The sequence below is a fragment of the Bengtsoniella intestinalis genome (assembly GCF_039719005.1).
GTDB classification, from domain to species: domain Bacteria; phylum Bacillota; class Clostridia; order Oscillospirales; family Oscillospiraceae; genus Oscillibacter; species Oscillibacter intestinalis.
In genome coordinates this window covers 1513737-1540369 of record NZ_CP133584.1, presented here as the reverse complement: position 1 = coordinate 1540369, position 26633 = coordinate 1513737, and the positions used below count along the sequence as shown (strand labels likewise).

The window sequence follows — 26633 nt, the reverse complement described above, 5'->3', positions numbered from 1 at the left end:
CTGACTTTGGCAGAGCGCCAGAGCCAATATAAAGCATTGGAAGAGGCTTATGTTGCCTTTAAAAGTAAGGGGTTATCTCTGAATATGGCAAGAGGAAATCCCGGTCGCGCCCAAATTGACATGGTGTTCGATTTGTTCACCGTGCTCCATACCCCGAGGAGTTTGTCATTGACGGCATGGACGCACGCAACTATGGGCAATTGTCTGGGTTGCCAGCGGCAAAGAAATTGTTCGCCGATATTTTGGGCTGTCGTCAAGAGCAAGTGTTTGTGGGCGGTAATGCCAGCTTGCAATTGATGTATGACTGCATTGCCAAGGCCTATACCAACGGCCTGTTGCACAGCGAGCGCCCTTGGTGCCAAGAGCAAGGGTTAAAATGGTTATGTCCTGCTCCCGGCTATGACCGCCATTTCAAGGTGGTGCAATCCTTTGGCTTTGAGCTGGTGACCATTCCCATGACACCCGATGGCCCTGATATGGACGCTGTGGAAGCTGCCATCCAAGACCCTAAGGTAAAGGGTATGTGGAACGTGCCTAAATATTCTAACCCCCAAGGCTATATCTACAGCGATGAGGTGATTGCACGGTTGGCAGCTATGAAGCCTGCCGCCCCTGATTTTATGCTCATGTGGGACAACGCCTATTGCATCCACGAGCTGTACACCGACTTTGTCCCCTTTGCTGATATCATCTTTTTGTGCGAAGAAGCTGGCAATGCTGACATGGTGTATGAATATGCGTCCACCTCTAAAATTACCTTTGCTGGTGCTGGTGTGGCTTGTATGGCCATGTCTGTGGCCAATTTGGAGCACCTTGAAAAGCTCATTGGTGTACAAATCATCAGCTTTGATAAAACCAACCAACAGCGCCATGTGCTCTACCTCAAGGATAAGGAAAACACTTTGGCGCTGATGAAAAAGCACGCTGAAATCCTTGGGCCTAAATTCCGTATAGTGGGTGAGAAGTTAGCGCAAGGACTGGGTGGATTGGGCGTTGCCAATTGGAACGACCCTGCTGGCGGATACTTTGTCTGTGTGGATGCCATGGAAGGCACGGCCAAGCGTACCTTGGCATTGTGCGCCGCCGCTGGCATCACCATGACCCCTGCTGGCGCAACCTTCCCCTATGGCATTGATCCCAAGGATAGCAACATTCGCATTGCGCCATCCATGCCTTTGGTGGCAGAACTGGAACAAGCCATGGAAGTCTTTTGTATCTGCCTGAAAATGGCGGCCTTGGAAAAATTAGGCCTATGAGATATGTAGGCAACGTCTATCGACCACCGTCTGAGGCACACAGCCTGATTGTACAGGTGACCTATGGCTGTAGCCACAACACCTGCGCCTTTTGCAGTATGTATAAGGGGCAACCCTTCCGTCTGCGCCCTCTTGCTGAGGTGCTGGAAGATTTCCACATGGCACGCAAAGCCTACCGCTATGTGGAACGGATTTTCCTAGCAGATGGGGATGCCTTGGTGCGTAAGGCAGAGGAATTGGAACAGATTTTAGACACCATTGCCGCACTCTTTCCTGAGTGCAAACGGGTGTCGTCTTATGCGTCGCCTTCTAGTTTGCGCATCCGCTCAGAAGAAGAATTGCGCCGTTTGCATAGCAAGGGGTTGACCTTGCTATATATGGGGTTAGAGTCTGGCAGTGACGCAGTGTTGACCCATATGAAAAAAGGCCACACCTGTCAAGAGATTGTGGAGATGGGGCAAAAAGCGCGGCGCTGTGGCATGGGTTTGTCGGTGACAGCCATCACAGGTTTGGGTGGGCAAGAGTTGCTAGAAGCCCATGCGGTGGAAACCGCCAAGGCGTTTAATGCCATGAACCCTGAGTATATCGGCCTATTGACGTTGATGGTGGAGCGTGGCACCCCCTTGTACCAATGGGTACAGGATGGTAGCTTTGTGCTGTTGAATCAAAGTCAAGTGCTGGAAGAAACCAAGTTGTTGATTTCCCATTTGGACAGTCCTAATTCGGTGTTCCGCATGAACCATGCGTCCAATTATCTGTCTTTGCGAGGGACATTAAATGGTGACCAAGCCGTGATGCTGGCACAAATTGAACAAGCCCAGCAAAATATGGGGCTATTGCGCCCAGAAAATTGGCGCGCGCTGTAAATAAAAACACACCCCAACGGTTGAACCGTTGGGGTGTGTTTTTGATATGATGTGGTGTAGGGACAGGGCTTGCCCCTGTCCGTTTTTCCCGCAATTGCTATCGTGGGGGACGGACAGCCGCAAGGGCTGTCCCTACATATTTTTCTGGAATGTCGCCCTCATTCTCCCATTACCACCAGTGTTAAAAAATACTGGTAATAAGGGATTAAAAAATCCATATCAGCTTTCATCTGTGCCACCAAATCACGGCTGAACAGTTCGTCGCCCAAGGGTGCATCATAGCTGATGGCCATGGTTTTTTTGGAATACCATGGTGCCAACAAGTCGGATGGGGCAGGTTTTGGGCGCTTGTATTCACTGCCTTGAAGGGTGAAGCGGTCTTGCTTATTTAAAACTTTGGTCAGCGTTTCCAGAGTTTTGGGGCGCTCTTCTCCGTCTTTGCGCAGTGCCAACATGGTGGCTGGGCGCGCACCAAACAATCCACAGCCGTAGCTGTAGCCATCGGGGACAGCTCAAACCAGAAGCATGGCTCGTTGCATTTGTCTTCGCTGGGGCGCTCAACCGACAGCCACAGATGGTCTTTATACGGCCCGCGACCGTGGAGCCGTCGTGCGTCGCGGTAAATCCGAGACACCTTGCACATGAGCCCTTGGTTGGGCAGTTTATCTTGCAAATAGTCGTACAATTCGCTGGATAAATCCTTCATGGGCTGTTGGAGATTGGCTTGGTACATCTCTTTGTGCTCTAAAAACCAGCTCCGCTCGTTGTTGAAGCGAATACCCCATAAAAAGTCAATGGTTTTGTCATTAAATCCTTGAAACATGGCAGTTTATCTCCCTCGTAGCTCCAATAATCGCAGTTGATTTAAAAAATCAGCAGGCAAATCACAGCTCACTTCCACCACCTCATTGGTGCGAGGATGGATGAATCGTAACGCCTTGGCGTGCAAACATTGCCCCACTAAGTCTTTCACGGGTTTTGGATTGCCGTAGACGGTATCTCCCAAAATGGGGTGACCAATGTTGGCCATGTGGACACGGATTTGGTGGGTGCGGCCTGTTTCCAAACGGCACTCCAAATGGGTGTAGCCTTGGTATCGCGCCAATTGTGTCCAGTGGGTGACAGCATGACGACCGTCAGGCACCACGGCCATTTTTTTGCGGTCGCTAGAATGGCGGCCGATGGGTGCATCGATGGTGCCAGAGTCCTCGCGGAATTTCCCCAGCGCAATGCAGTGATACGTCCGTGCCAAGGAGTGGTCTTGGAGTTGGGCGCTTAAATGTTGGTGGGCTTGGTCATGCTTGGCCACAATTAACAGCCCAGAGGTGTCGCGGTCAATGCGGTGAACAATGCCGGGGCGCAAGGCACCGCCCACACCAGAGAGGCTATCGCCGCAGTGGTATAAAAGGGCGTTCACCAAGGTGCCGTCGGGATGACCGGGGCAGGATGTACCACCAAACCCTTGGGCTTGTTGACCACGATGACATCCGCATCTTCATAGACAATGTCGATGGGAATGTTTTGGGCAACGGCTTCTAGGGGCTCAGGCTCTGGCAAGGTGATGGCAATCACATCGCCATCTTGTACCTTGTACTTTTTGTTGGCCGTGCCACCGTTGACGGTGATTTGGCCTTCTTCCAATAGCCGTACGGCCAGAGAACGAGATACGCCTTCGGCATAGGTGGAGAGATATTGGTCAAGGCGCAAGCCTATTTGCTCAGACAGAACTGTCAGTGTCATGGGATTCCTCAACTTTCTTGGGTTGGTCATATTTTTCATAGTAAAATAGGTAGTAAATGCTGCCTAAAATGGCACCGCAGACCACACACATATCCGCCACGTTGAACACGGGGTAGGTGGGCCAAAACTCGAAGTGGAGCATATCGATGACATAGCCAAAGCGGAGGCGATCGATGATGTTGCCAAAGCCGCCACTGAGTACCAACGAACAGGCGCACACCCCCAAAGGATGGCGCACGATTTTCCGAAGAAGAAGTACCAAAATGGCAATACAAATGATAGAGGTGACCCCCACCAACAGCCAGCGCATCCCAGAAAAGCTACTCCAAGCGGCACCGTAATTGTGGACACGAAGTAGCTCGATGAAACCGTTTAAAAAAGGTGCAGATTCCCCCAACTCCAAGTTGCACAGCGTCCAATATTTACTCCATTGGTCAACAGCCAACAGTAGGACAGCCAAAATATAAAAAGGCATAGTAATCTCCTCACACACGAATTTTATTTTAGTATAGCTTAGCAAGGCTGAGAAGTCAAGGTATAGGAAATGAACGATATAATGCGTACCTGTCAGTGGGAGTTTTTGCCCCTACCCCATCGTAGGGGCGACCTGTGGTCACCCGTCTTCCGATTCACTCTGAATTGTTGTTTTGCCCCTACGGGGCGGTCTGCTAACCCAGGGGCGTCCTACCGGACGGGTCACCTGCCGGTGGGGCATTCTTTTTGTATCGACAAAAAGAACCAAAAAACGATTTTTTCACGACGACTGCGGTCGAGTGAAAAAAAGGGCTTTTACGGGGGCTCATCGCTGGAGTGCTTTGGTCTTTTGAACGGCACCGAGATGCCTGATTTGTCTCGAAGTATTCTGTCGGGCTTCGCCCTGTAGGGGAGAGACGGTGAGATGGTGCCATTTCTTGGGCGTGCCTAGATTGTGGGTGTGGGTAGGTGCTGTGGCGCTGAGCGCCACCACCGTCATCCATCCCCCAGCGCCACCGCACCAACCGACGTCCACCCTGTAAGGCACCTCACACGCGTGTTCCCATGTCATCGGACGAACACTGTGCGGCAGCAAACAGCGTTGGTTCGCGCATCCCACATGATAAGCCGAACGGGTGTGACCCAGATGCCCCGTTAGCACCGCACCCACTCATACGCACCATCCGTATAAAATGGGAGCACGTGAGACGGCTGACCACAAGTGGTCAGCCGCCACGTGCCAGATTTTTGGTTACTTTGCATCTTTGCAAAGTAACGCCCGCGCGGCGAGCGCCCCCCCACGGGAGTGGGAGAAAAGGGGATTTTACGGGGGTTCATCGCTGGAGTGCTTTGGTCTTTTGAACGGAACCCAGTGACCTGATTTGTCTCGAAGTATCCTTTCGGGCTTCGCCCTGTAGGGGAGAGACGGTGAGATGGTGCCATTTCTTGGGCGTGCCTAGATTGTGGGTGTGGGTAGGTGCTGTGGCGCTGGGCGCCACCACCGTCATCCATCCCCCAGCGCCACCGCACCAACCGACGTCCACCCTGTAAGGCACCTCAAATGCGTGTTCCCATGTCATCGGACGAACACTGTGCGGCAGCAAACAGCGTTGGTTCGCGCATCCCACATGATAAGCCGAACGGGTGTGACCCAGATGCCCCAATAGCACCGCACCCACTCATACGCACCATCCGTATAAAATGGGAGCACGTGAGACGGCTGACCACAAGTGGTCAGCCGCCACGTGCCAGATTTTTGGTTACTTTGCATCTTTGCAAAGTAACGCCTGCGCGGCGAGCGCCCCCACGGGAGTGGGAAAAGTTTATCAAAAGAGAAGTCCCACAGGGTGAAGTAAATTGCAACCGATTTCCACGGGCGCCCAATGGGCGCCCCTACAAAGGGTGGGGAAAAGAAAGCCCCTGCGGCAGCAGCCCCCACGGAGCGGGAAAAATCCATCAAAAGAGAAGTCCCACAGGGTGAAGCAAATTGCAATTGATTTCCACAGGCGGCTACTAGCCGCCCCTACAAGGGGAGAGGGCGAAGAACGCCCCTGCGCCAGTGGTACCCCCACGGCAGCAGCCCCCACGGGAGTGGTGCCCCCACGGGAGTGGCGCCCCCTGCGGCAGCAGCCCCCCTGCGGCAGCAGCCCCCCTGCGGCAGCAGCCCCCCCACGGCAGCAGCCCCCCTGCGGCAGCAGCCTCCACGGCAGTGGAAAAAAGAGAGCCCCTGTGGCAGCAAAAGACGATTCAATCATAGCAGATGCAAGACACGAAGTATTTTCTTGACATTTTCGTACAAAATCACGGTGTATTTTACAAAAATATCACAATTCAGGGGTTGTAAATCTCATCCAAAGGGGATATAATACTAGATTGTGTGTGCAATAATACATTTATATATAAAATACTTTTGAAAAGGGGCTTTACGCTTTGCAAAATCAACTACTCAGAAACGTAGCGATCATCGCTCACGTTGACCACGGCAAAACCACTTTGGTGGACGAAATGCTCAAACAAGGCGGTGCATACCGTGAAAACCAAGAAGTGAAAGACCGTGTCATGGACTCTGGCGACTTGGAACGTGAACGTGGCATCACCATTCTGGCCAAAAACACCTCTATCCAATACAAAGACACCAAGGTGAACATCGTAGATACCCCTGGCCATGCCGATTTCGGCGGCGAAGTGGAACGTATCTTGAAGATGGTCAACGGCGTTATTTTGTTGGTGGACGCCGCAGAAGGCGCTATGCCCCAAACCCGTTTTGTGCTGTCCAAGGCTTTGGCTTTGGGTCACAAGGTCATCGTGGTTGTCAACAAGGTTGACCGCCCTGACCAACGCATCCACGAAGTGGTGGACGAAGTGTTGGAACTGCTGTTGGACTTGGATGCCACCGACGAACAACTGGACAGCCCCATGCTGTTCTGCTCTGGTCGCCAAGGCATTTGTGGCTACTCTCCCGAATCCATCGGTGAAGACTTGACCCCTCTGTTTGAAACCATTTTGGAATATATTCCTGCCCCAGAAGCTGACCCCGAAGCACCCTTCCAAATGCTGGTGTCCTCCATCGACTACAGCGAATTTGTGGGTCGTATCGCCATCGGTCGCATCGAACGTGGCACCTTGAAGCAAAACCAAGAAATCGCTGTGGTCAACTATCATACCCCTGACCAAGTGTCTAAAAAATCCAAGGCAACCGCCATCTACGAATTTGATGGCCTGGGTCGTACCCCTGTCACCGAAGCCTCTGCTGGCAACATCATTGCTATGAGCGGCATCGGCGACATCTCCATCGGCGACACCATCTGTGCCGCTGGTAGCCCCGAAGCTTTGGACTTCATCCAAATCTCCAAGCCCACCATGGAAATGACCTTCAGCGTCAACGACTCCCCCTTTGCAGGCCGCGAAGGTAAGTTCGTTACCAGCCGTCAAATCCGTGACCGTCTGGCAAAGGAAACCTTGAAGGACGTGTCCCTGCGCGTCACCGACTCCACCACTTCTGAATCTTTCAACGTGGCTGGTCGTGGTGAAATGCACTTGTCCATCTTGATTGAAACCATGCGCCGTGAAGGCTATGAATTCCAAGTGTCTCCCTCTCGTGTGCTGTACCAAGAAATTGACGGCGTACTCTGCGAACCCATCGAACGCTTGGTGGTGGACGTGCCCTCTGATGCAGTGGGCGCTGTCATCGAAAAGCTGGGTCAACGCAAGGCTGACATGACCGAAATGACCCCTGTGGGCAACCGCATGAAGATTGAATTCTTGATTCCTGCCCGTGGCCTGTTCGGCTACCGCAACGACTTTATGACCGACACCAAGGGTGAAGGCATCATGGCTAGTATTTTCGACAGCTATGCACCTTACAAGGGTGATATTTCTCGCCGTGGCAACGGTTCTCTGATTTCCTTCGAGACTGGCGAATCCGTGGCCTATGGCCTGTTCAACGCCCAAGACCGTGGCACTTTGTTCATCGGCGCAGGCATCCCTGTGTACGCTGGCATGGTCATCGGTGTGTCTCCTCGTAGCGAAGACATGAACATCAACGTCTGCAAGAAAAAGCAATTGACCAACACCCGTGCCTCTGGCTCTGACGACGCTCTGCGTCTGGTGCCCCCTCGCAACATGAGCCTCGAGCAGTGCATGGAATTCTTGGCTGACGACGAAATGTTGGAAGTGACCCCAGAGAGCCTGCGTATCCGCAAGACCATCTTGAGCCACGACCAACGGATGAAGAAATTGCATCCCAAGGCTGGCAAGTAAGAGCGGTTTTTATTTTAGAAATTTAATTGTAGGGAATGGTGTTTGTCCATTCCGCTCCTCAGGCAGACATGTATCTTGGGGGGTGGAACGGTCAAGACCGTTCCCTACATTTTTTGATGAAATGCAACTGTACTTGTTGTTATTTTATTTTGATTGTGCTACAATATATTTAATATGTATTAAATGAGAGAAAGAAGGGATATCCTATGGAAAACACCGTGTTTAAAACTGCTATGTTTGGGGGCTTTGAAAAAGCTGACGTAGTGGCGTATATTGAAAAGTTTTCCGCAGAAGCAACCCAAGCCCAACGTGCTTTGGCACAAGAGATGAAGCAACTGCAAATGGACTATGCCCAAGCCCAAGAAGACTGGGCAACCACCCAAGCAGACTTGGAAGGGCAATTGGCATCCAAGGAAGAGGCCTTTACGCAAGTTCAAGGTCAAGTGGCACAATTGGAAGAAAAGTTAGAAGCTCAAACCGAGGCATCTGCTCAAGTGCAAAGTCGTTTGGAACAAGAGCTGACGGCTGTGCAAGAAGAAGCCCAAGCCTATGCGCGGTTTAAACAACACATCGCCACCATTGAAGGGGAGGCCAAAGAACGCGCCGATTCTTTGGTGAGAGAAAGTCAAGACAAGACGGCTGCTTGGGAAACCCAAAGTCAACAGGAATTGTCTGCTCAAAAAGAAGCGGTGACCCAAGAGTTAGAAACCATGAGCGCCACCACCAAAGCAGAATTGAGTGCCTTGGAAGAGGCCACCCATGGAGAACTAGAAGCCTTGGAAACCTCTGTTCGTGAGCAATTGCGACAAGAGGTGGCTGTGATAGAGAAGATGTACCAAGTGATCAACCAATCCTTTGTAGCCAGCGGCCCTGTGGTGATGGGAGAATTGCGGAGAATCGAAATGGGTTTGATGCAAATGCCAAAAGCCTTGAAAGAAATGGGCGGTCTGCTAGAGACATTAGAGGCCACTGTGAATCCTGTGCCCCCAGAAGACGTCGAGGAAGAGGACACTATTGAGCAAGAAGCTTAAATCTTGGCGATTTATACAAATAAAAACGAGCTATTTTGTGCAAAATACAAAATAGCTCGTTTCTTGCGTTTTATTAGGTGAGTTTTGTTTGACAAATAGAAAGAATTTTGCTATATTATATAAAGGAAAAGATTGTTATTTGTATAACTTACCAAAAAAATCCTGAAAAAGACGAAATTTTCCAAGGTGAGCTATTGCAAATAACAATAAAAAGAGTATACTATATAGTAATTTAAAATGCGAAAGATGCTCTTTAGGAAGAAGGTGAATGTATGTCTCAAACTCCTATGCTACAGGTAACCCAAGCGGAGGAGGCCAATGTGGCGAAAAAAGCCCAAGCGGTGGCGCAATCCAAAGCCGTGGTGGCACAAGCGCAACAAGATGGGGCGGCGCGATTGCAAGCCCTAGAAGCCCAATGCTTGACCCAACGGAAAGAAGCGTTGGCGGATGCCAAGGTGCAGGCGGAACAAAAGGCGGCGGCGCTGGCCAAAGATACCCAAGGACAGGTGGACGCTCTGGTGAGCCAAGCCCAAGGACAAATGGGTCAAGCTGTTGACTTTGTAGTGAAAAAGGTGGTGAATCCCTAAGTATGGCCATTGTATCCATGAAAAAGTTGCGAGTCATTGGACTGGAAGCGGATAAAGATCAGCTGTTGGCGGGATTACTCCCCCTTGGCTGTGTAGAATTGTCCACACCCACGGTGACAGACGACGACGTGGCGTGGTCGGCTTTGTTCCAAGCTGACACACCCAAATCAAATAATTGGAACGCGGAACTCTCCCAAACCAAAACTGCATTGATTGCCTTAGAGCGATACGGTGAGTTGAAAACGGGGATGTTCGATGCCCGTCCATCGGTGACGGCAGACAGCTTTGCCAAAGAAAATCCTGTGGCAAAGGCGTGTCAACAAACCATTACCAGCGCATTGCAAACACTGTCTCAGTTGCAAGCAGAGGTAAGTCGCCTGCATACGAGAAAAAGCGCAATGCTTCCTTGGGAAGCATTAGAAGCGCCTTTGGAGTTTGCAGGCACTACCCACGTGGCTTATGCTATGGCGGTGATGCCCAGCGGCACCGATTTGACCGCACTGGAAGTTGCCCTTGGTGACTTGCCTGTGGTGTTCCAAGAGGTGAGCCAAGACAAGCAACAAGTGTACGGGACGTTCTTGTATCTCAAAGCAGAGCAAGAAGCCTTGCATGAAGTGCTACGCCCCTTGAGCGCCAGCTTTGTCACCTTTGGTGACAGTGTGGGAACGGTGAAAGACAACCTCCAAGCCATTGACCAAAGCCTTGCCCAAGCGGACATCGCCAAGGCAGAGGCGGAGAAAACCATCGTTGACCAAGTCCCCCAAGCACAGGCTCTGCGCCAACAAGTGGACTGGCTGGAAACCCAACTTTCTCGTGACACCGAGCAAGGCAAATTGCTCAGCGACGAGACGGTGTTGGTGCTCCAAGGTTGGGTGCCAGCTGAAAAGCTCACCGCTGTGAGCCAGTTCCTAGAATCCATCGGGTGTGCATGGGAAGCCAGCGACCCTGTGGAAGAAGAGTTTGCAACCGTGCCAGTGAAGCTGAAAAGCAACTGGTTCACCAAACCCTTGAACATGGTCACCGAAATGTACTCTCTGCCAGCCTACCAAGGCATTGACCCCAACCCCTTAATGGCGCCGTTTTTCATTTTGTTCTACGGCATTATGATGGCGGACATGGGATACGGTCTGGTGATGATGCTGATGGGTGGCTACATTCTAAAGAAGGCCAAGCCCACGGGTACCATGGAACATTTGGCTGGCTTGATGTGCCTTTGCGGCGTGTCCACCTTCTTTGTGGGTGCGCTGACAGGCGGTTTCTTCGGAGACTTCCTCACCCAATTGGCATTGATTTTAAATCCCAACTCCACCTTCGCACTGCCAGCTTTGTTCACACCGCTAGAAGACACGCTGATGATTTTGATTGGCTCCATGGCCTTGGGTCTGGTGCAGATTATCACTGGTATGGCTGTCAGCTTTGTGTATAAAGTGAAGCACGGCGACGTGATGGGTGCCATCTGGGAAGAAGGCACTTGGTGGATGGTGTTCTTAGGCGGCGGTTTGGCTGCTGTGGGCATCACCAACATTGTCCTTTATATCTCTGGCGTGATGATTTTGGTGGGCGCTGGCTGGAAAGAAAAAGGCATTGGCAAAGTCACTGCCATTTTCGGTTCTCTGTACAACCACATCACTGGGTATTTTGGGGATATTCTCTCCTACTCCCGTCTGATGGCACTGATGTTGGCTGGTAGCGTCATCGCACAGGTGTTTAACACCTTGGGCGCCATCCCCGGCAATATCATTTTCTTCTTGGTCATCTCCTTTGCAGGCAACGCGCTGAACTTGGCGCTGAACCTTCTGGGCTGTTACGTTCATGACCTGCGTTTGCAGTGCTTGGAATATTTCGGCAAGTTTTATCAAGACGGCGGTCGTGCCTTTGCACCACTGTCGTTCAAAACAAAGTATGTAGACATTGACAACAATAACTAATCACATTAAACAACACAATTAGGAGGAATAAGTTATGTTTTTGGAAAATATGGGTGGCCTAGCATTGGCCTTGTTGGGTGCAGGTTTGGCAGCAGTTCTGCCTGGTATCGGTTCCGCTAAGGGCACTGGTTGCGCTGGTGAAGCTGGCACAGGTTTGCTCTCTCAAGACCCCAGCAAGTTCGGTAAAGTTTTGATTCTGCAAGTTATCCCCGGTACCCAAGGCCTGTACGGTCTGGTGGTGTGGTTCTTCGCTATCTACTCCATGGGCCTGCTGGGCGGTAGCTTCAGCTCCCTGTACAACATGGAAGTCATCCAAGGCATGCAATACTTTGCAGCTTGCTTGCCCATGGCATTGGGCGGTTTGTTCTCTGCCATCGCACAAGGCCGTGTGGCCGCTGGCTCCATCAACATTCTGGCCAAGAAGCCCGATGACTGGGCCAAGGGCATGGTGCTGTGCATCACCGTGGAATTCTACGCAATTCTGTCTTTGTTGGCATCTATGCTGATGATCATCAACATCAGCGCTTAAGCCCCATAGAAAGGGGACTGACTATGAATGGATTAGACACTATCCTAAAGCGCTTGGATGACCAAGCAACCGCAGAAATCTCTGGAATTCTTGCCCAAGCCCAAGTCCAAGCTGACGCCATCACCGCTGAGTATGCTGCTAAGGCTGAGGCGCTGGAAGCATCCATGACCCAAGCCACCGCCCAAGAGGTGGAAAGCCTTGGCAGTCGCATGGAAAGTGCCAGCGACATGGAAGGCCGCAAGGCCATTCTGGGTGCCAAGCAAGACATGGTGGCACAAGCCTTTGACAAGGCAGAGCAAGCCATTTTGAACTTGAATGAAGCCGAGTATGTTGCCTTTTTGGCAAACGCCTTGGTGGCAGCCGCTCCCAATGGGGAAGGTGCTGTGATTTTCGCCCAAAAAGACAAGGGCGCTGTGGCAGAGGCTGTGTTAGCTGCTGCCAATGCCCAAACCAAGGGTGGGTTCACCCTGTCCGCAGAAGAGCGCGCCATCTCTGGCGGCTTTGTTCTGGTGGATAAAACCATGGAAATCAACGCCACGGTGGAAACCTTGGTGCGTCTGGCGCGTGGTCAATGGGCCGGTCAGGTGGCAAAGCTACTGTTTGGCTAATCTGTGAGAAGGAGGCACTATCCCATGAAAGATACCCAATACGTGGCACTTTCTGCTAGAATTCGTGCCATGGAGCCTCATCTCATCACGCTAGAGCGATTGGAACGATTGATGGAAGCCAGCGACAACCAAGGGGTTGAAAAGTTACTGCAAGAGTGGGGCATTCCTGCTTTTGACGTGACCAATCCCACGGCTATGGATCAAACCATTGCACAAATGCGTGGGGATACGGTGGAGGCATTGTCCTTCGGCCTGCCCCAGATGGGTCTATTAGATGTATTCAGCGTTGAATACGATTATCACAATGTAAAATCTCTTCTGAAGGCGCGCGCCATGGGGCAGGATGCCACGCGGATGCTGTCGTCTTTGGGACGAATTGCCGTGGCCACATTGGTGGCGGCGGTGGAAACTGGCGAATATGGGGATTTGCCCTCTGGCTTTGCCCAAGCTGTGGCAGAGGCCACCCAAGTGCTAGACACCACCCGTGACCCCCAACAAGGGGACATGGTGCTAGACCGCTACTATTTTGCGGAACTGGCAGAACTGGCAAGCACCATGGGCAACCAAGACTTAGTGCGCTATGTACAGCTGAAAATCGACGCCGTGAACCTGCGCACCTTGGTGCGTACGGTGCGGATGGGCAAGCCCCCTGTGTTTTTGGCACAGGCACTGTTTGCTGGCGGTAGCGTGGATAGCGACGTGTTGGTGACCATTGCCCAAAACGGTGGCGCTGGCTTAGAAGAGCTGTACCAAGCGTCTGGTTTGGAAACTGCTGCAAACCTTGGTGTTGCCGCCTTAAAAGGTGGCGTGATGACTGGGTTTGAACAAGCCTGCGACAACGCGGTGAGCGCCTATTGGGACTTTACCAAGCTGATTCCCTTTGGGGAATCTGTGGTGCTGGCCTATTTGGCGGCAAAAGAAACCGAATATCTCAATTTGCGTATTGTGCTGTTGGGGCGTGGAGCAGGGTTACCTGCTGACGTCATTGCCAGCCGTTTGCGCACAAGCTGTTTGTAAGGAGGATGACACATGGCTACAACGTATAAAATTGCCGTGGTGGGTGACTGGGACTCTGTTATGGGCTTCCAAGCCTTGGGTCTTGCCACCTATCCCGTGTCTGACTTCCACCAAGCAGAAACCACCATTGCCCAATTGGCCAAGGAAGACTGTGGCATTATTTATCTCACAGAAACCCTAGCCGCCCAACTGGGTGAGGTGCTGAACAAATACAAAGATGCCCTCCGTCCTGCCATTATTTTAATCCCCGGCAAGGAAGGCAGCCTTGGCATTGGACGTGAAAACATCCAACGCGCCATCGAACGTGCCGTTGGCACGGATATCACTTGATTAAATTCCTCTGCGGTCATCAACGTAGGGTGGGGTCTTGACCCCACCGCAGGATACGCTGTGACTTGCGGGGAACGGCAGGGTCAAGACTAAAAACGAAGAGTGAAAAACTATCCGCCTGCGGGCGGGGTTGGACGTGTGTTCGCACGACCAATGTAGGGGCGACCTGTGGTCGCCCGTCCCCCGCGACCATCTGCTGGATGGGAAACGGATAAATTGTAGGGGCGACCTGTGGTCGCCCGCTTCCCATGGGTGTTCCCATGAATGAAATGAAAGAAGGGATGTTACTTTGAGCGGAACAGTTGTAAAAGTTTCTGGGCCTCTGGTGGTTGCCACTGGATTGGCCGATGCCAATATGTCCGACGTGGTGCGTGTAGGCCCACAACGTCTCATTGGCGAAATTCTAAATATGAAGGGCGATAGCGCCTCCATCCAAGTCTACGAAGAAACCTCTGGCCTTGGCCCAGGTGCCGTGGTGGAAACCACTGGCGCACCTATGAGCGTAGAATTGGGGCCAGGGATTATCTCTGGTATCTATGACGGCATTCAACGTCCTCTGCAAAAAATCGTGGAAAAGGTTGGCAACAACATTTCCCGTGGCGTAGAAGTGGCCGCCATTGACCATGATAAAAAATGGGACTTCACTGCCACTGCCAAAGTGGGCGACGTAGTCTCTGCTGGCGACATTTTGGGTACCGTGCCCGAAACCGAAGTGGTGACCCATAAAGTCATGGTGCCCCCCAAAGTCAGCGGTACCATCACCAAAATTGAAAGCGGTAGCTTCACTGTGGAAGAACCCATCGTCACCTTGAAAACCGCAGACGGCAAGGAAATCACCCTGCCTATGATGCAAAAGTGGCCTGTCCGTGTGGGCAGACCCTATCAGCACAAATACCCCCCAACGAAACCCCTGTCCTCTGGGCAACGGATCATCGACACCATGTTCCCCATCGCCAAGGGCGGTACCGCCGCAGTGCCCGGCCCCTTCGGCTCTGGCAAAACTGTGGTGCAACATCAGTTGGCAAAATGGTCTGACGTGGACATCGTGGTCTATATCGGCTGTGGCGAACGTGGCAACGAAATGACCGACGTTTTGCGTGAATTCCCCGAACTGCAAGATCCTCGCACTGGGGAATCTCTCATGAAGCGTACTGTCCTGATTGCCAACACCTCCGATATGCCTGTGGCCGCCCGTGAAGCCTCTGTTTACACTGGCATCACCATTGCCGAATACTTCCGTGACATGGGCTACGACGTGGCTGTCATCGCTGACTCCACCTCTCGCTGGGCAGAAGCTCTGCGTGAAATGTCTGGTCGTTTGGAAGAAATGCCCGGCGAAGAAGGCTACCCTGCATACTTGGCTTCCCGTTTGGCTCAGTTCTACGAACGTGCTGGCTCTGTGGCTTGCTTGGGCGCAGAAGGTCGCCGTGGTAGCTTGACTGCCGTTGGCGCTGTGTCCCCCCCAGGCGGTGACTTGTCCGAACCTGTCAGCCAAGCCACCATGCGTATCGTCAAGGTGTTCTGGGCACTGGATGCGTCTCTGGCTTACAAGCGTCACTTCCCAGCCATCAACTGGCTCAGCTCCTATTCTTTGTATCTGGAATCTTTGAAGCCTTGGTTTGACGAAAACTTGGGCGAAGAGTTCTTGAAAGAACGTACCCGTGCCATGGGTATTTTGCAAAACGAATCTAGCCTGAACGAAATCGTGCAACTGGTTGGTAAGGATGCCCTGTCTCCCAACGACCAATTGACTTTGGAAGTGGCTCGTATGATCCGCGAAGACTTCTTGCAACAAAATGCCTTCGTGGACGTAGATAGCTATTCTGATTATAAGCGTCAACAATTGATGCTGGGCATGATTTTGCGTTATGATGACTTGAGCCGTGACGCCATTTCTAAGGGTGCTAGCGCCCAATCTCTGTTCGCCGTGGAAGCCCGTGAAAAAATCGGCCGTGCCAAGGGCGTAGAACAAGAAGATTACCCCACCGAATATCCTGCCATCGTGGCTGAAATGGAAGCCCAAATTGCCGCAATCATTGAAAAGGAGGGTGAGCAAGCATGATTCGTGAATACAAAACCGTAGAAGAAATTTCTGGCCCTCTTATGATGGTAACCCAAGTTGAAGGGGTTACCTTTGACGAATTGGTAGAAATCGAATTGCCCGACGGCACTATCCGTCAAGGCAAGGTGCTGGAAGTCAATGGCGACACCGCTGTTGTCCAGTTGTTCGACTCTGCCGCAGGCATCAACTTGGCTGGCTCCAAAGTCCGCTTTTTAGGCCGTCCTTTGCAATTGGGCGTGTCTGGCGATATGCTCGGTCGCGTGTTCAACGGCATGGGGCATCCCATCGACGGTGGCCCTGCCATCTTGGCTGACGAATACCGTGACATCAACGGTCTGCCTATGAACCCTGCCGCCCGTGACTACCCCAACGAATTCATCCAAACTGGTGTTTCTTCCATCGATGGTCTGAACACCTTGGTGCGTGGGCAAAAACTGCCCATCTTCTCTGGCTCTGGTCTGCCTCACGCAAACTTGGCGGCACAAATTGCCCGTCAAGCCCGTGTGCGCGGTGATGAAGCCTCTAACTTCGCTGTGGTGTTTGCCGCCATCGGTATCACCTTTGAAGAATCCGAATTCTTCGTCAGCGAATTCCGCCGCACTGGCGCTATTGACCGTACCGTGCTGTTCTCCAACTTGGCAAATGACCCTGCTGTTGAACGTATCTCCACCCCTCGTATGGCATTGACTGCCGCTGAATACTTGGCCTTTGAAAAGGGGATGCACGTGTTGGTCATCATGACCGACATCACCAACTACGCAGAAGCACTCCGTGAAGTGTCTGCCGCTAAGAAGGAAGTGCCCGGTCGTCGTGGCTTCCCCGGCTACCTGTACACTGACCTTGCTACCTTGTACGAACGTGCTGGTCGTCAGCTGGGCAAAGATGGTTCCATCACCATGATTCCCATTTTGACCATGCCCGAAGATGACAAGACCCACCCCATCCCCGACTTGACTGGCTATATCACCGAAGGTCAGATTATTCTGAGCCGTGGTTTGTATCGCCAAGGCCTGCAACCCCCAGTGGACGTGTTGCCTAGCCTGTCTCGTTTGAAGGATAAGGGTACTGGTGAAGGCAAAACCCGTGAAGACCACGCCTCCACCATGAACCAACTCTTCGCTGCCTACTCCATCGGTAAGGACAACAAGGAATTGATGGCCATTTTGGGCGAAGCCGCCCTGACTCCCATCGATTTGCTGTATGCCAAGTTTGCTGATGAGTTTGAAAGCCGTTACGTCTCTCAAGGTTACGAAGTGAACCGTTCCATCGAAGAAACCTTAGATTTGGGTTGGGAATTGCTGTCCATTTTGCCCAAGAGCGAGCTCAAACGTATCAAACCTGATATGATTGCAAAATACTGGCCCATCAAAGACTAAGAAGGAGGGGATACCATGTCCATGATTGCCGTCATCCCCACTCGGATGGAGCTAACCCGCCTGAAAAAGAAGCTGTCTACCGCCCGTCGGGGACACAAATTGCTTAAAGACAAACGTGACGAGCTGATGAAGCGGTTTTTAGACACCGTCCGTGAAGTCAAAACCTTACGCGTTGAGGTGGAGGCAGAGTTGATGCAAGTCCATGGCTCTTTTGCTGTGGCGTCTGCGCTGATGTCTTCCCAAAGCTTGGAGCAAGCCTTGGCCTATCCCAAACAAAGCGTGGCATTGACCATGACGTATCAAAACGTCATGTCCGTCAACGTGCCTGTCTATGATTTCCAAACCAAAACCCAGTCTGAAAGCGACATCTACCCCTACGGTTTTGCCACCACCTCTGGTGAGCTAGACACCGCCGTGGAGGCCATGGGTCGTGTGTTTAGCAAAATGCTGAAACTGGCGCAGATTGAAAAATCCGCCCAACTGATGGCAGAAGAAATCGAAAAAACCCGTCGCCGTGTCAACGCACTGGAATACGTGGTCATTCCCGACACCCAAGAAACCATCCGCTACATTGCCATGAAGCTGGATGAAAATGACCGTTCCACCACCACACGACTGATGAAGGTGAAGGATATGCTGTTAAAGCAAGCCATTGAAGAGCAACAAGCTCGCACAGCGGCTATGCTGGAAAAGGCAGCTGCCAAACAAGGATAATATGTAAAAAAGACACATCCGTCAGGATGTGTCTTTTTTTACCCCTACGGGGCGGTGTCTTGCCAGACGGGCGTTCCCCTCCGACCCATCGTAGGGGCGCCCATTGGGCGTCCGTTTTCCGATTCACTCTGAATTGTTGTTTTTGCCCCTACGGGGCGGTCACCTGCCGGTGGGGCATTCTTTTTGTATCGACAAAAAGAATCAAAAAACGATTTTTTCACGACGACTGTGGTCGAGTGAAAAAAGGGGCTTTTACGGGGGCTCATCACTGGGGTGCTTGGGCTTTTTGAACGGCACCCAGTGACCTGATTTGACACGAAGTATCCTTTCGGGCTTCGCCCTGTTGGGATGGCTTAATGAAATGGTGGGGTTTCTTGGGTGTGCCTAGGTTTTGATGGGCGGTATAGGCTGGTGGCGTTGGGTAAGACGGGCGACCACAGGTCGCCCCTACAAGGAAATCGTCATGCCCAAAGGACATACCACGCTGTAAGGCACCTCAAATGCGTGTTCCCATGTCATCGTACGAGAAATGTGCGGCAGCAATCAGCGTTGATTCGCGCATCCCACACGATAAGCCGAACGGGTGTGAGAAACCCACCCAATAGCACCACACCCACTCACACGCACCATCCGTATAAAATGGGAGCACGTGAGACGGCTGACCACAAGTGGTCAGCCGCCACGTGCAAGATTTTTTGTTTCTTTTGTATCTCTACAAAAGAAAGGCCCTGCGGCAGCAGAAAGGCCCTGCGGCAGCAGAAAGCCCCCACGGCAGTGGCGCCCCTGCGGCAGCAGCCCCCACGGGAGTGGGAAAAAAAGCCCCTGCGGCAGCAGTGCAACAGTGGTAGCCCCAAAGAGGGTATCAAAAAACGTGCACCCCAATCAATGGGATGCACGTTTTTATAGATAATCATCAATTATCCTAGCGCGGCGACTACGTCAGGCAACAGGGAATGGCCATCGCTGAGCACCACGGCGGTGACGCCAAACAGGTCGCACAGTTGGGTGCGAGAGAGCACTTGTTCACCGTTTAAATACCAAGCCACCACATCTTGGGTGCGAGAACCAGTGGCGTATTCACCCATCAAATATCCGCAGTCGTAGCGCTCAGAGGTGCGAATTTGGGTGTCAGCGTCAGCCAGATAGGAGGCCACGTCGCTGGCGGTGAAGGTGTCGTAACCGCTATTACCAGTCCGCGCATTGGCAGTGGTGGTAATCAGCAAAGATACGGCGGAAAAATCGGTGGTGGAGGGCAGATGTGTCAATGCGTAATACACCTCTTCAATGGGGTCAACAGGTGCCACTAAGAAGGTGTCAATGGTTTCGGTGTAGGGGGCAATCCGTAGCACCAAACGGTCAACGTTTAGGCTTAAACTGCCATAGTCGTAGCCGTTATAGGCCGTGCCATGCCAAGAGGGCGCTTCGGCCATGACAAAGAGGGGGGCATCGTCGCCCATAGATTCATGCAGGGCTTGCACCAGCTGGAGATAGAAGGTGCGGTATTTGCTGCCCAATTCCGCCACATCTAAAAACAAGCCATCGTAGCCAACGGTGTCTAAATAGGCCACAATGATGTCCACTGACTCAGATACCAAGCCTCGCATGGCACCATCGGTGCCTGTGAGATATAGCAAGGCGGTGCCCCCATTTTCGTGGATGGTGGCGATGGCGGCTTGCTGATTGGAGGTGGAGGCTTGGGGGTTGATGCGTGGGGTGGAACCAGAGCTCAAGGTAGCGACAGACAAGGCGATGACGCTCTGGCTTTGCAAGGCGGCGGTGTCGGTCAAATCGCTGACGATGGCATAGGTTTCTTGTTGGGTGTTGAGCTTGTCGTAGAGCCGCATGAGAATGACGGCTGTTTGTTCACGGGTGGTGTAGGCGGAGGGGTCAAAGGTGGTGGCGGTGGTACCAGTCATCAAGCCGATTTCATAAGCCATGGCTATGTAGCCACGGTTGGTGTGGACATCGATGAAGGGAAGGGATAAATCTTGCACCAAGCCAGCCAAGGTGGTGTAGCCCAGCGCCCGAATCAGCATGACCGCCATCTCCTCACGGGTGATAGATTCATCAGGGCGGAAGGTGGTGAACTGGGTGGTGATGACCTCATTGGCAAGGGCGGTTTCTACAGCGCTGTAGCACCAGCTGGTGGTGGCAACATCGGTGTATGAGGGGGCGGTGGAGGAGACAGTGTCCCAGTCCATCAAGCGACCTAAAAGCACCACAAAAGCACCGCGGGTCATGGACTGTCCCACGCCAAAGGTGGCGGTAGAGGTGCCGTTAAAGAGTCCCAATTCCACCCCACGGGAAATAGAATCCTCGGCCCAGTGGCCAGAGGGTACATCGGTGAAGCTGTGGGCATTCACCATGGTGCAGAGCGTGAGCACCGTTAAGCAAAGGCAACAGAACCGACGGAATGCTTGCTTCATAATCAATCCTCCAAGAGATAAAAGTGAGCAGATATTGTTGTAGTATATCAAAAAAATGGGAGTAAGTCAAATGGAGAAGGGGCGTTTTCGCAGTGGAAATAGCGAAAAAACTCCTTTACCTTTGGGAAAAATAGTGATATAATAAATTGTTATTATACCATTCTCTAAACCACTCGCAAGAGGGGCTGGGCGTAGCCCAGAGGGGCGGTACGCCCCTTAGAGAAGTCGTCACGCTTTTTCCGCGCCCAACGGGCGCTCTCGCTACTAGCGAGAGCAATGGCGAAGCCATGTGGAAAAACGTATGGGCTCATTGTAGCCATTACTGGAAGTGAGGAGGGGCAGTCATTTTGAAATATCAACAATGGAATTTAGGCACACCCTCCCAAGAGGATGTCACGCGTTTGCAAGAGGCTGGCTATGCCCAGTTGTTATCGATGTTATTGTCTGGCCGTGGCATTACCACGGTGGAACAGGCGGCAGAATTATTAGACCGAGACGAATATTTGGAGTATGCCCCCAGCTTGATGAAAGACATGGACAAAGCGGTGGAGCGGATTCAGTTGGCATTGACCCAAGGGGAAACCATGGCGGTGTTTGGGGATTACGATGTGGATGGCATTACCTCCACCTGTCTGCTCAGCGACTATTTGCGTAGCTGTGGCGCCAAGTGTTTGCGCCACATTCCCCACCGTGCCGACGAAGGATACGGTCTGAGCTGTGAGAGCATTCAGATGTTATTTGACCGAGGGGCACGGTTACTCATTACGGTGGACTGTGGCATCACTGGGTTTGAAGAGGTAGAATATGCCAACAAATTGGGCATGGATGTGATCATCACCGACCACCATGCCTGCCAAGAAACGGTGCCACCTGCGTTGGCAGTGGTGAACCCACATCGCTTTGATTGCCCCTACCCCTTTAAGCATTTGGCTGGGGTGGGTGTTGCCTTGAAGCTGGTGCTGGCACTGGGGGCGAAAACCGCGAGGACGCCCTCTTTGCCCGTTATTGCACCCTTGCCGCCATTGGCACCGTTGCCGATGTGATGCGGATGGAGGGAGAAAATCGCACCATTGTCCGCTGTGGGCTGGAGCTATTGCCCCACACCGACTTTGTGGGCATTCATGCCCTTTTGAAAGAAGCTGGCTTGCAAGGAAAAGAGATTACGTCGGTGCAAATTGGCTTTGTGCTGGCGCCTCGCATCAATGCGGCAGGTCGCATGGGTGCGGCCGATGTGGCGGCAGATTTGCTAGAGACCAAAGACCCTGCTTTGGCAGAGTCTCTGGCATTGGAATTGTGCGCTTTGAACCGCCAACGCCAAGAGGTGGAGCAGGATATCTGCGCCGATGCTGACGCGCGGATTGGGGCTATGGACCCAGACCAGCGCCATGCGTTGGTGTTGGGCTCTGACCAATGGCACCAAGGGGTGGTGGGGATTGTGGCCTCTCGCCTCAGTGAAAAATATGCGGCACCTAGCTTTATGATGCACTTAAAAGACGGCATTGGCAAAGGTTCTTGCCGTTCTTATGGTGGGTTTAATCTGTATGAAGCCTTGGAGCATTGTGCCGATTTGTTAGAAGGTTACGGCGGTCATGAATTGGCGGCTGGGTTTACCATTTTGGAAGAAAACATCCCCCAATTGCGGACACGGCTCAACCGTTATGTCCGCTCTGCCACCAAAGGCCAGCCCTGTGTCACGTCTTTGGATATCGATGCTGTGGTGGGCAATCCCAGTGCGTTGACCTTAGATGAACTAGACCAACTATCTCAGCTAGAGCCTTATGGCTCAGGCAACCCACGCCCTGTGTTTGCCTTGTTAGGCGCCATGGTGGAAGGGGCACAGCTGGTGGGGCAAGGCAAACATTTGAAGTTGCGCCTGTCTAAAGGTTTGCATCGGTTTGATGGGATTTTCTTCTCTGTCTCTCCTGAGGCGGCGGCCTTACAGATTGGTGATCGGGTGGATGTGGCCTTTCATTTGCAGGCCAATGTGTTCCGTGGGAACACGTCGCTACAGATGCAGTTGGTGGATTTGCGTCCTTCTCGCAGTCCCAGTCGCCAAGAGGCAGAGTCGTTGGCCCTGCTAGAGCGGATGAAAGCTGGAGACCGCCTAACCAGCCAAGAACGAGCCAAACTCCAATTGTCACACCAGCAATTTGGCACCTTGTGGAAAACCATTGAACCAACGCTACGCCAAGGCAAACGGGAAGAAGCCCAATTGCCGTTGCTGCGAAAGCTGGCAGGAGCGTTGGGGGGTGGTGAAAGCTTTTTGCGCGCCGCCATGGCGCTAGAGGTGTTTGCCGAGCGAAAGTTATTACAAATGCACCAACAAGGCGAACACGTTACTTTGTCGTTGGTGCCAGTTGAAGGTAAAGTGGATTTGTTTGCCAGTCCCTATCTTGCACGGTTGCAAGAGGCCACTGGGACGGGGAAGTGAGGTAGTGGATATGACCATTCAAGAACAGATTGATTTATTATTGCAAACGGTTGCCGAGTATAACCCTCAAGGGGATTTTGACGGCATTCGCAAGGCTTGCGATTTCGCTGTGGATGCCCATCAAGGGCAGTTGCGCAAATCTGGCGAGCCCTATGTGACCCACCCTCTGGCGGTGGCGCTGATTGTGGCAGAGGAATTGCACTTAGATTCTGAGTCTATTATTGCCGCTGTCCTGCATGACGTCATTGAAGACACCCCTGTGACCCATGAAGAGGTGGCCAAGCTGTTTTCTCCCACAGTGGCAGACTTGGTGGAAGGGGTTAGCAAGCTGACCCGTATCCAGTTTGATGCCAAAGAAGACGAGCAGATGGAAAACCTGCGCAAAATGCTCATTGCCATGAGCAAAGACATCCGCGTCATGCTCATCAAAGTGGCTGACCGTTTGCACAATATGCGCACAATGGAATATCAAACTGGCCCCAAGCAAAAGCAAAAGTCCCTAGAAACCATGGAAATCTATGCCCCCATTTCTCACCGTTTGGGGATGCAGAGAATGAAATGGGAGTTGGAAGATTTATCCCTAAAATATTTAGACCCCATTGGCTTTGAAGAAATCCAGTCTCAATTGGATGCCAAGGAAGAAGAATATAAGGTATTTATGACCCGCATTGAAGACCAATTCCATGAGCGGTTGGCAGAAAGTGGACTGCACCATAAAGTCTATGGGCGTGTGAAGCATCCTTACAGCATTTACCGCAAAATGTTCAGCCAAAACAAGTCTATGGACGAGATTTTCGACTTGTTTGCCTTCCGTGTTATTGTGGACACGCTGGGAGATTGCTACAATGTGCTGGGGCTTGTCCACGATATGCACCGCCCCATTTTAGGCCGCTTTAAAGACTATATTGGCACGCCAAAGCCCAACGGTTATCAAAGCTTACACACCACCGTCATGAGCGGTGAAGGGGTACCCTTTGAGGTGCAAATCCGCACCCAAGAAATGCACGACATCGCCGAATACGGTGTGGCTGCCCACTGGAAGTATAAGCAAAACGGCCAAGGCTCTGGTACAGAAAATGGCTATGAATGGGTGCGCCGTCTGTTAGAAAATCAAGATGGTGCCGACGCCGAGGAATATATCCGCACCCTGAAAATCGATATGTTCTCTGATGAGGTGTTTGTGTTCACCCCCTCTGGGGATGTAACCAACCTGCCTGCCGCGTCGAACCCCATCGACTTTGCCTACTCCATTCACTCTGCTGTGGGTAATCGGATGATTGGCGCCAAAGTGAACGGGCGCATTGTCACCCTTGACCACACGTTGAAAAACGGTGATATTGTGGAGATTTTAACCTCTAAAAATGCCAAGGGCCCTGGCCGTGACTGGTTGAAAATCGCCAAAAGCTCAGAGGCTAGAAGCAAAATTCGCCAATGGTTTAAAAAGGAAAAACGTGACGAGAATATTGTCAACGGCCGTTCTTCTTTTGAATCGGAATTGAAGCACCGTGGTCACGCCTTAAAAATGGTGGTTGACCCAGAAAATTTGCAAAATCTTCTCCGCCGTGTTAGCTATGGGTCATTGGATGACTTGTATGCGGCCATCGGCTATGGTGGCTTTAGCGCCCAGCGTGCGGTGAACCGTATGCACAGCGAGTTACAGCGCCTTGAAAAGCTAGAGCAGGAACGCAATGCCCCGATAGCAGAGGAAGAAGAGAAAAAAGTAGAGCCTACGCCGAAGGAAACTGGCCCCAAAATGCGCAAAAGCGAACAGGGGATCATGGTGGAAGGACTGGAAAACTGCCTTGTCAAGTTCTCCAAATGTTGCACCCCTGTGCCCGGTGATGATATTATCGGCTTCATCACCCGTGGTTATGGCGTGTCTGTTCACCGCCATGATTGTCCCAATGCGTCCGTTGAGCGCCGCAATCATCCCGACCAGCAAGGCCGCTGGATTCGGGTGGAATGGGGCACCGACACCAAGGAAAGCTATGCCACCACCTTGGAGCTGACCACCAAAGATAGAAGCAACTTGCTCTTGGATATTTCTGCCGCCCTGTCGTCTACCAAGACTTGGGTCTCTGGCATCCAATCCCATTCAACAGGCGATCAATTTGCCATGTTTACACTGCAAATTGCCGTCCGTGACAGCGAACAGCTCAAAGCGGTCATGAATAAATTAAATCAAATCTCTGGGGTGCTGCAAGTAGTCCGCCCAGCAGGGAAATAAGAATATCACCCCCCTTCATCCGTAGGGCGGGGGCTTGCCCACGCCGCCAATGCAGGATTGCGGGAAACGGCGGGGAGGGAAAAATACGAAGGAGCCACCTATGCGTGCTGTTGTAACCCGTGTCCACAGTGCCAGCGTCACCATTGACGGAAGCGTCCATGGTGCCATTGACCAAGGATTTTTGATTTTGCTAGGGGTGACCCATGCGGATACCCCTGCCCAAGTGGACAAGCTGGTGGACAAAATCACTGGTTTAAGAGTCTTTACAGATGAAAACGATAAAATGAACTTGAGCCTTGAACAGGTGGGCGGTAGCTTGTTGGTGATTTCCCAATTCACCTTGTACGGCAACTGTAAACACGGGCGTCGTCCCGATTTCCTAGCCGCCGCCAAGCCACCCATTGCCGTGCCATTGTATGAACTGTTCATCGAAAAGTGCAAAGCCAAAGGCTTCGCCGTGGAAACAGGTGTGTTCGGAGCCGACATGGACGTGGCATCAGTGAACAATGGCCCTGTGACTATGATTTTGGATACGGATACGTTATAAGGTTCACACCCCCTCCCTGCGTAGGGGCGACCTGTGGTCGCCCGATTCCGTGTGCATGGGGGGTGGGCGACCACAGGTCGCCCCTACAATTCGACAACCAAAGGAGAACACCTATGGAAATTATGATGTTTCAATTGGGCGCATACCAGACCAATTGTTATGTGCTGTGCGATGAGACGCAAAAAATCTGCGCCGTGATTGACCCCGGTGACAGCGGTGAAGCGTTGGGGGCAAAAATTGTGGAGTTGGGCTATGATGTGAAGGCTATTTTGTTGACCCATGGTCATCATGACCATACAGGCGGTGTGGAAGCCTTACACAAAGCCTTCCCTGAGGCACCCATCTATCTCCATCCCAAAGATGGGCGAGAGGCCACCACGGCCATGCGATCTATTGTACCAGAACTGTCTGTGGAGACGGTGGATTACAGCGAAGGAGACACCGTCACAGTGGAACCCTTTGCCTTTGCCGTGTTAGAAACCCCTGGTCACACCCCCGGCTCGGTGGTGCTCCAATGTGGGGAGCTATTGTTCACTGGAGATACGCTTTTTGCTGGCTCTTGTGGGCGGACAGACTTCCCCGGCAGTAACCACAAAGATATGATGGCGTCTTTGGCGCGGCTGTACCCCTTAGACGGGCAAGTGTTGTCGGGTCACATGGGGCAGTCTACCATGGAGCGTGAGCGTCAATCCAACCCCTATTTACGACAAGCCATGAAGGGATAA

General features: G+C 52.2%; 22 protein-coding genes and 2 pseudogenes. 18 read left to right on the top strand and 6 right to left on the bottom strand.

From position 1 onward, the window contains the following. The first annotated feature begins 176 nt into the window (after positions 1-176). Together RFF05_RS07540 and RFF05_RS07535 are read left to right on the top strand one after the other, a co-directional pair. Positions 177-1256, top strand: coding sequence for an aminotransferase class I/II-fold pyridoxal phosphate-dependent enzyme (locus RFF05_RS07540; RefSeq protein ID WP_409969749.1), 1080 nt, complete (start codon positions 177-179; stop codon positions 1254-1256). Beyond that, a complete protein-coding gene (locus RFF05_RS07535) occupies positions 1253-2122 on the top strand; it encodes a radical SAM protein (RefSeq protein ID WP_409969748.1) in 870 nt (289 codons plus the stop codon). The genes RFF05_RS07540 and RFF05_RS07535 overlap by 4 nt, the downstream gene beginning before the upstream one ends. A 158-nt stretch (positions 2123-2280) precedes the next feature. Here the strand turns inward: RFF05_RS07535 and RFF05_RS07530 are convergent. The 4 genes and pseudogenes from RFF05_RS07530 to RFF05_RS07515 form a co-directional block, all read right to left on the bottom strand. Then, a pseudogene (locus RFF05_RS07530) lies at positions 2281-2945 on the bottom strand (DUF2461 domain-containing protein). A 6-nt stretch (positions 2946-2951) separates the two neighbouring features. Further along, positions 2952-3862, bottom strand: a pseudogene (locus RFF05_RS07525) (RluA family pseudouridine synthase). Next, a complete protein-coding gene (gene lspA / locus RFF05_RS07520) occupies positions 3840-4337 on the bottom strand; it encodes a signal peptidase II (RefSeq protein WP_409969747.1) in 498 nt (165 codons plus the stop codon). Before lspA ends, RFF05_RS07525 begins: the two are co-directional and overlap by 23 nt. A 324-nt stretch (positions 4338-4661) precedes the next feature. Next, on the bottom strand, positions 4662-4871 hold the full coding sequence (locus tag RFF05_RS07515; RefSeq protein WP_409969746.1) for a hypothetical protein: 210 nt from the start codon (positions 4869-4871) through the stop codon (positions 4662-4664). Between the two features lie 1394 nt (positions 4872-6265). Between RFF05_RS07515 and typA the strand changes: the two genes are divergently transcribed. From typA to RFF05_RS07460, 11 genes are all read left to right on the top strand, one after another. Beyond that, positions 6266-8095, top strand: coding sequence for a translational GTPase TypA (gene typA / locus RFF05_RS07510; RefSeq protein ID WP_409969745.1), 1830 nt, complete (start codon positions 6266-6268; stop codon positions 8093-8095). A gap of 206 nt (positions 8096-8301) precedes the next feature. After that, positions 8302-9126, top strand: coding sequence for a hypothetical protein (locus RFF05_RS07505; protein WP_409969744.1), 825 nt, complete (start codon positions 8302-8304; stop codon positions 9124-9126). Between the two features lie 272 nt (positions 9127-9398). Further along, positions 9399-9713 (top strand): hypothetical protein, encoded by a 315-nt coding sequence (locus RFF05_RS07500; protein WP_409969743.1) that lies wholly within the window; start codon positions 9399-9401, stop codon positions 9711-9713. Between the two features lie 17 nt (positions 9714-9730). Continuing rightward, entirely contained in the window at positions 9731-11641 is a 1911-nt protein-coding gene (locus RFF05_RS07495; protein WP_409969742.1) for a V-type ATP synthase subunit I, read from the top strand. A 34-nt stretch (positions 11642-11675) separates the two neighbouring features. Continuing rightward, a complete protein-coding gene (locus RFF05_RS07490) occupies positions 11676-12170 on the top strand; it encodes a V-type ATP synthase subunit K (protein ID WP_409969741.1) in 495 nt (164 codons plus the stop codon). Positions 12171-12193: 23 nt separating this feature from the next. Then, positions 12194-12778, top strand: a complete 585-nt coding sequence (locus RFF05_RS07485) for a V-type ATP synthase subunit E (protein ID WP_409969740.1) — start codon at positions 12194-12196, stop codon at positions 12776-12778. A gap of 24 nt (positions 12779-12802) precedes the next feature. Continuing rightward, positions 12803-13795 (top strand): V-type ATPase subunit, encoded by a 993-nt coding sequence (locus tag RFF05_RS07480; RefSeq protein ID WP_409969739.1) that lies wholly within the window; start codon positions 12803-12805, stop codon positions 13793-13795. A gap of 12 nt (positions 13796-13807) precedes the next feature. Further along, on the top strand, positions 13808-14125 hold the full coding sequence (locus RFF05_RS07475; protein WP_409969738.1) for a V-type ATP synthase subunit F: 318 nt from the start codon (positions 13808-13810) through the stop codon (positions 14123-14125). A 289-nt stretch (positions 14126-14414) separates the two neighbouring features. After that, the gene (locus RFF05_RS07470) at positions 14415-16187 is read left to right on the top strand and encodes a V-type ATP synthase subunit A (RefSeq protein ID WP_409969737.1); all 1773 of its coding nucleotides are present in this window, start codon (positions 14415-14417) and stop codon (positions 16185-16187) included. Next, entirely contained in the window at positions 16184-17563 is a 1380-nt protein-coding gene (locus RFF05_RS07465; protein WP_409969736.1) for a V-type ATP synthase subunit B, read from the top strand. The genes RFF05_RS07470 and RFF05_RS07465 overlap by 4 nt, the downstream gene beginning before the upstream one ends. Positions 17564-17578: 15 nt before the next feature. After that, a complete protein-coding gene (locus tag RFF05_RS07460; RefSeq protein WP_409969735.1) occupies positions 17579-18277 on the top strand; it encodes a V-type ATP synthase subunit D in 699 nt (232 codons plus the stop codon). A 917-nt stretch (positions 18278-19194) separates the two neighbouring features. Here the strand turns inward: RFF05_RS07460 and RFF05_RS07455 are convergent. Further along, on the bottom strand, positions 19195-20703 hold the full coding sequence (locus RFF05_RS07455) for an S-layer homology domain-containing protein (RefSeq protein ID WP_409969734.1): 1509 nt from the start codon (positions 20701-20703) through the stop codon (positions 19195-19197). Positions 20704-20867: 164 nt separating this feature from the next. Next, complete coding sequence (locus tag RFF05_RS07450) at positions 20868-21014, bottom strand: hypothetical protein (protein WP_409969733.1); 147 nt, start codon at positions 21012-21014, stop codon at positions 20868-20870. A 36-nt stretch (positions 21015-21050) separates the two neighbouring features. Between RFF05_RS07450 and RFF05_RS07445 the strand changes: the two genes are divergently transcribed. From RFF05_RS07445 to RFF05_RS07425, 5 genes are all read left to right on the top strand, one after another. Beyond that, positions 21051-21746 carry a single-stranded-DNA-specific exonuclease RecJ gene (locus RFF05_RS07445; RefSeq protein ID WP_409969732.1) on the top strand — a complete coding sequence of 232 codons (696 nt, stop codon included), beginning with the start codon at positions 21051-21053 and terminating at the stop codon, positions 21744-21746. Then, positions 21746-23134: a single-stranded-DNA-specific exonuclease RecJ gene (locus tag RFF05_RS07440; protein ID WP_409969731.1), complete on the top strand. Its 1389-nt coding sequence runs from the start codon at positions 21746-21748 to the stop codon at positions 23132-23134. Before RFF05_RS07445 ends, RFF05_RS07440 begins: the two co-directional genes overlap by 1 nt. A 10-nt stretch (positions 23135-23144) precedes the next feature. Then, positions 23145-25361, top strand: coding sequence for a RelA/SpoT family protein (locus RFF05_RS07435; RefSeq protein ID WP_409969730.1), 2217 nt, complete (start codon positions 23145-23147; stop codon positions 25359-25361). Between the two features lie 100 nt (positions 25362-25461). Then, entirely contained in the window at positions 25462-25908 is a 447-nt protein-coding gene (gene dtd, locus RFF05_RS07430) for a D-aminoacyl-tRNA deacylase (RefSeq protein WP_409969729.1), read from the top strand. 113 nt (positions 25909-26021) lie between these two features. Then, on the top strand, positions 26022-26633 hold the full coding sequence (locus RFF05_RS07425; RefSeq protein ID WP_409969728.1) for an MBL fold metallo-hydrolase: 612 nt from the start codon (positions 26022-26024) through the stop codon (positions 26631-26633).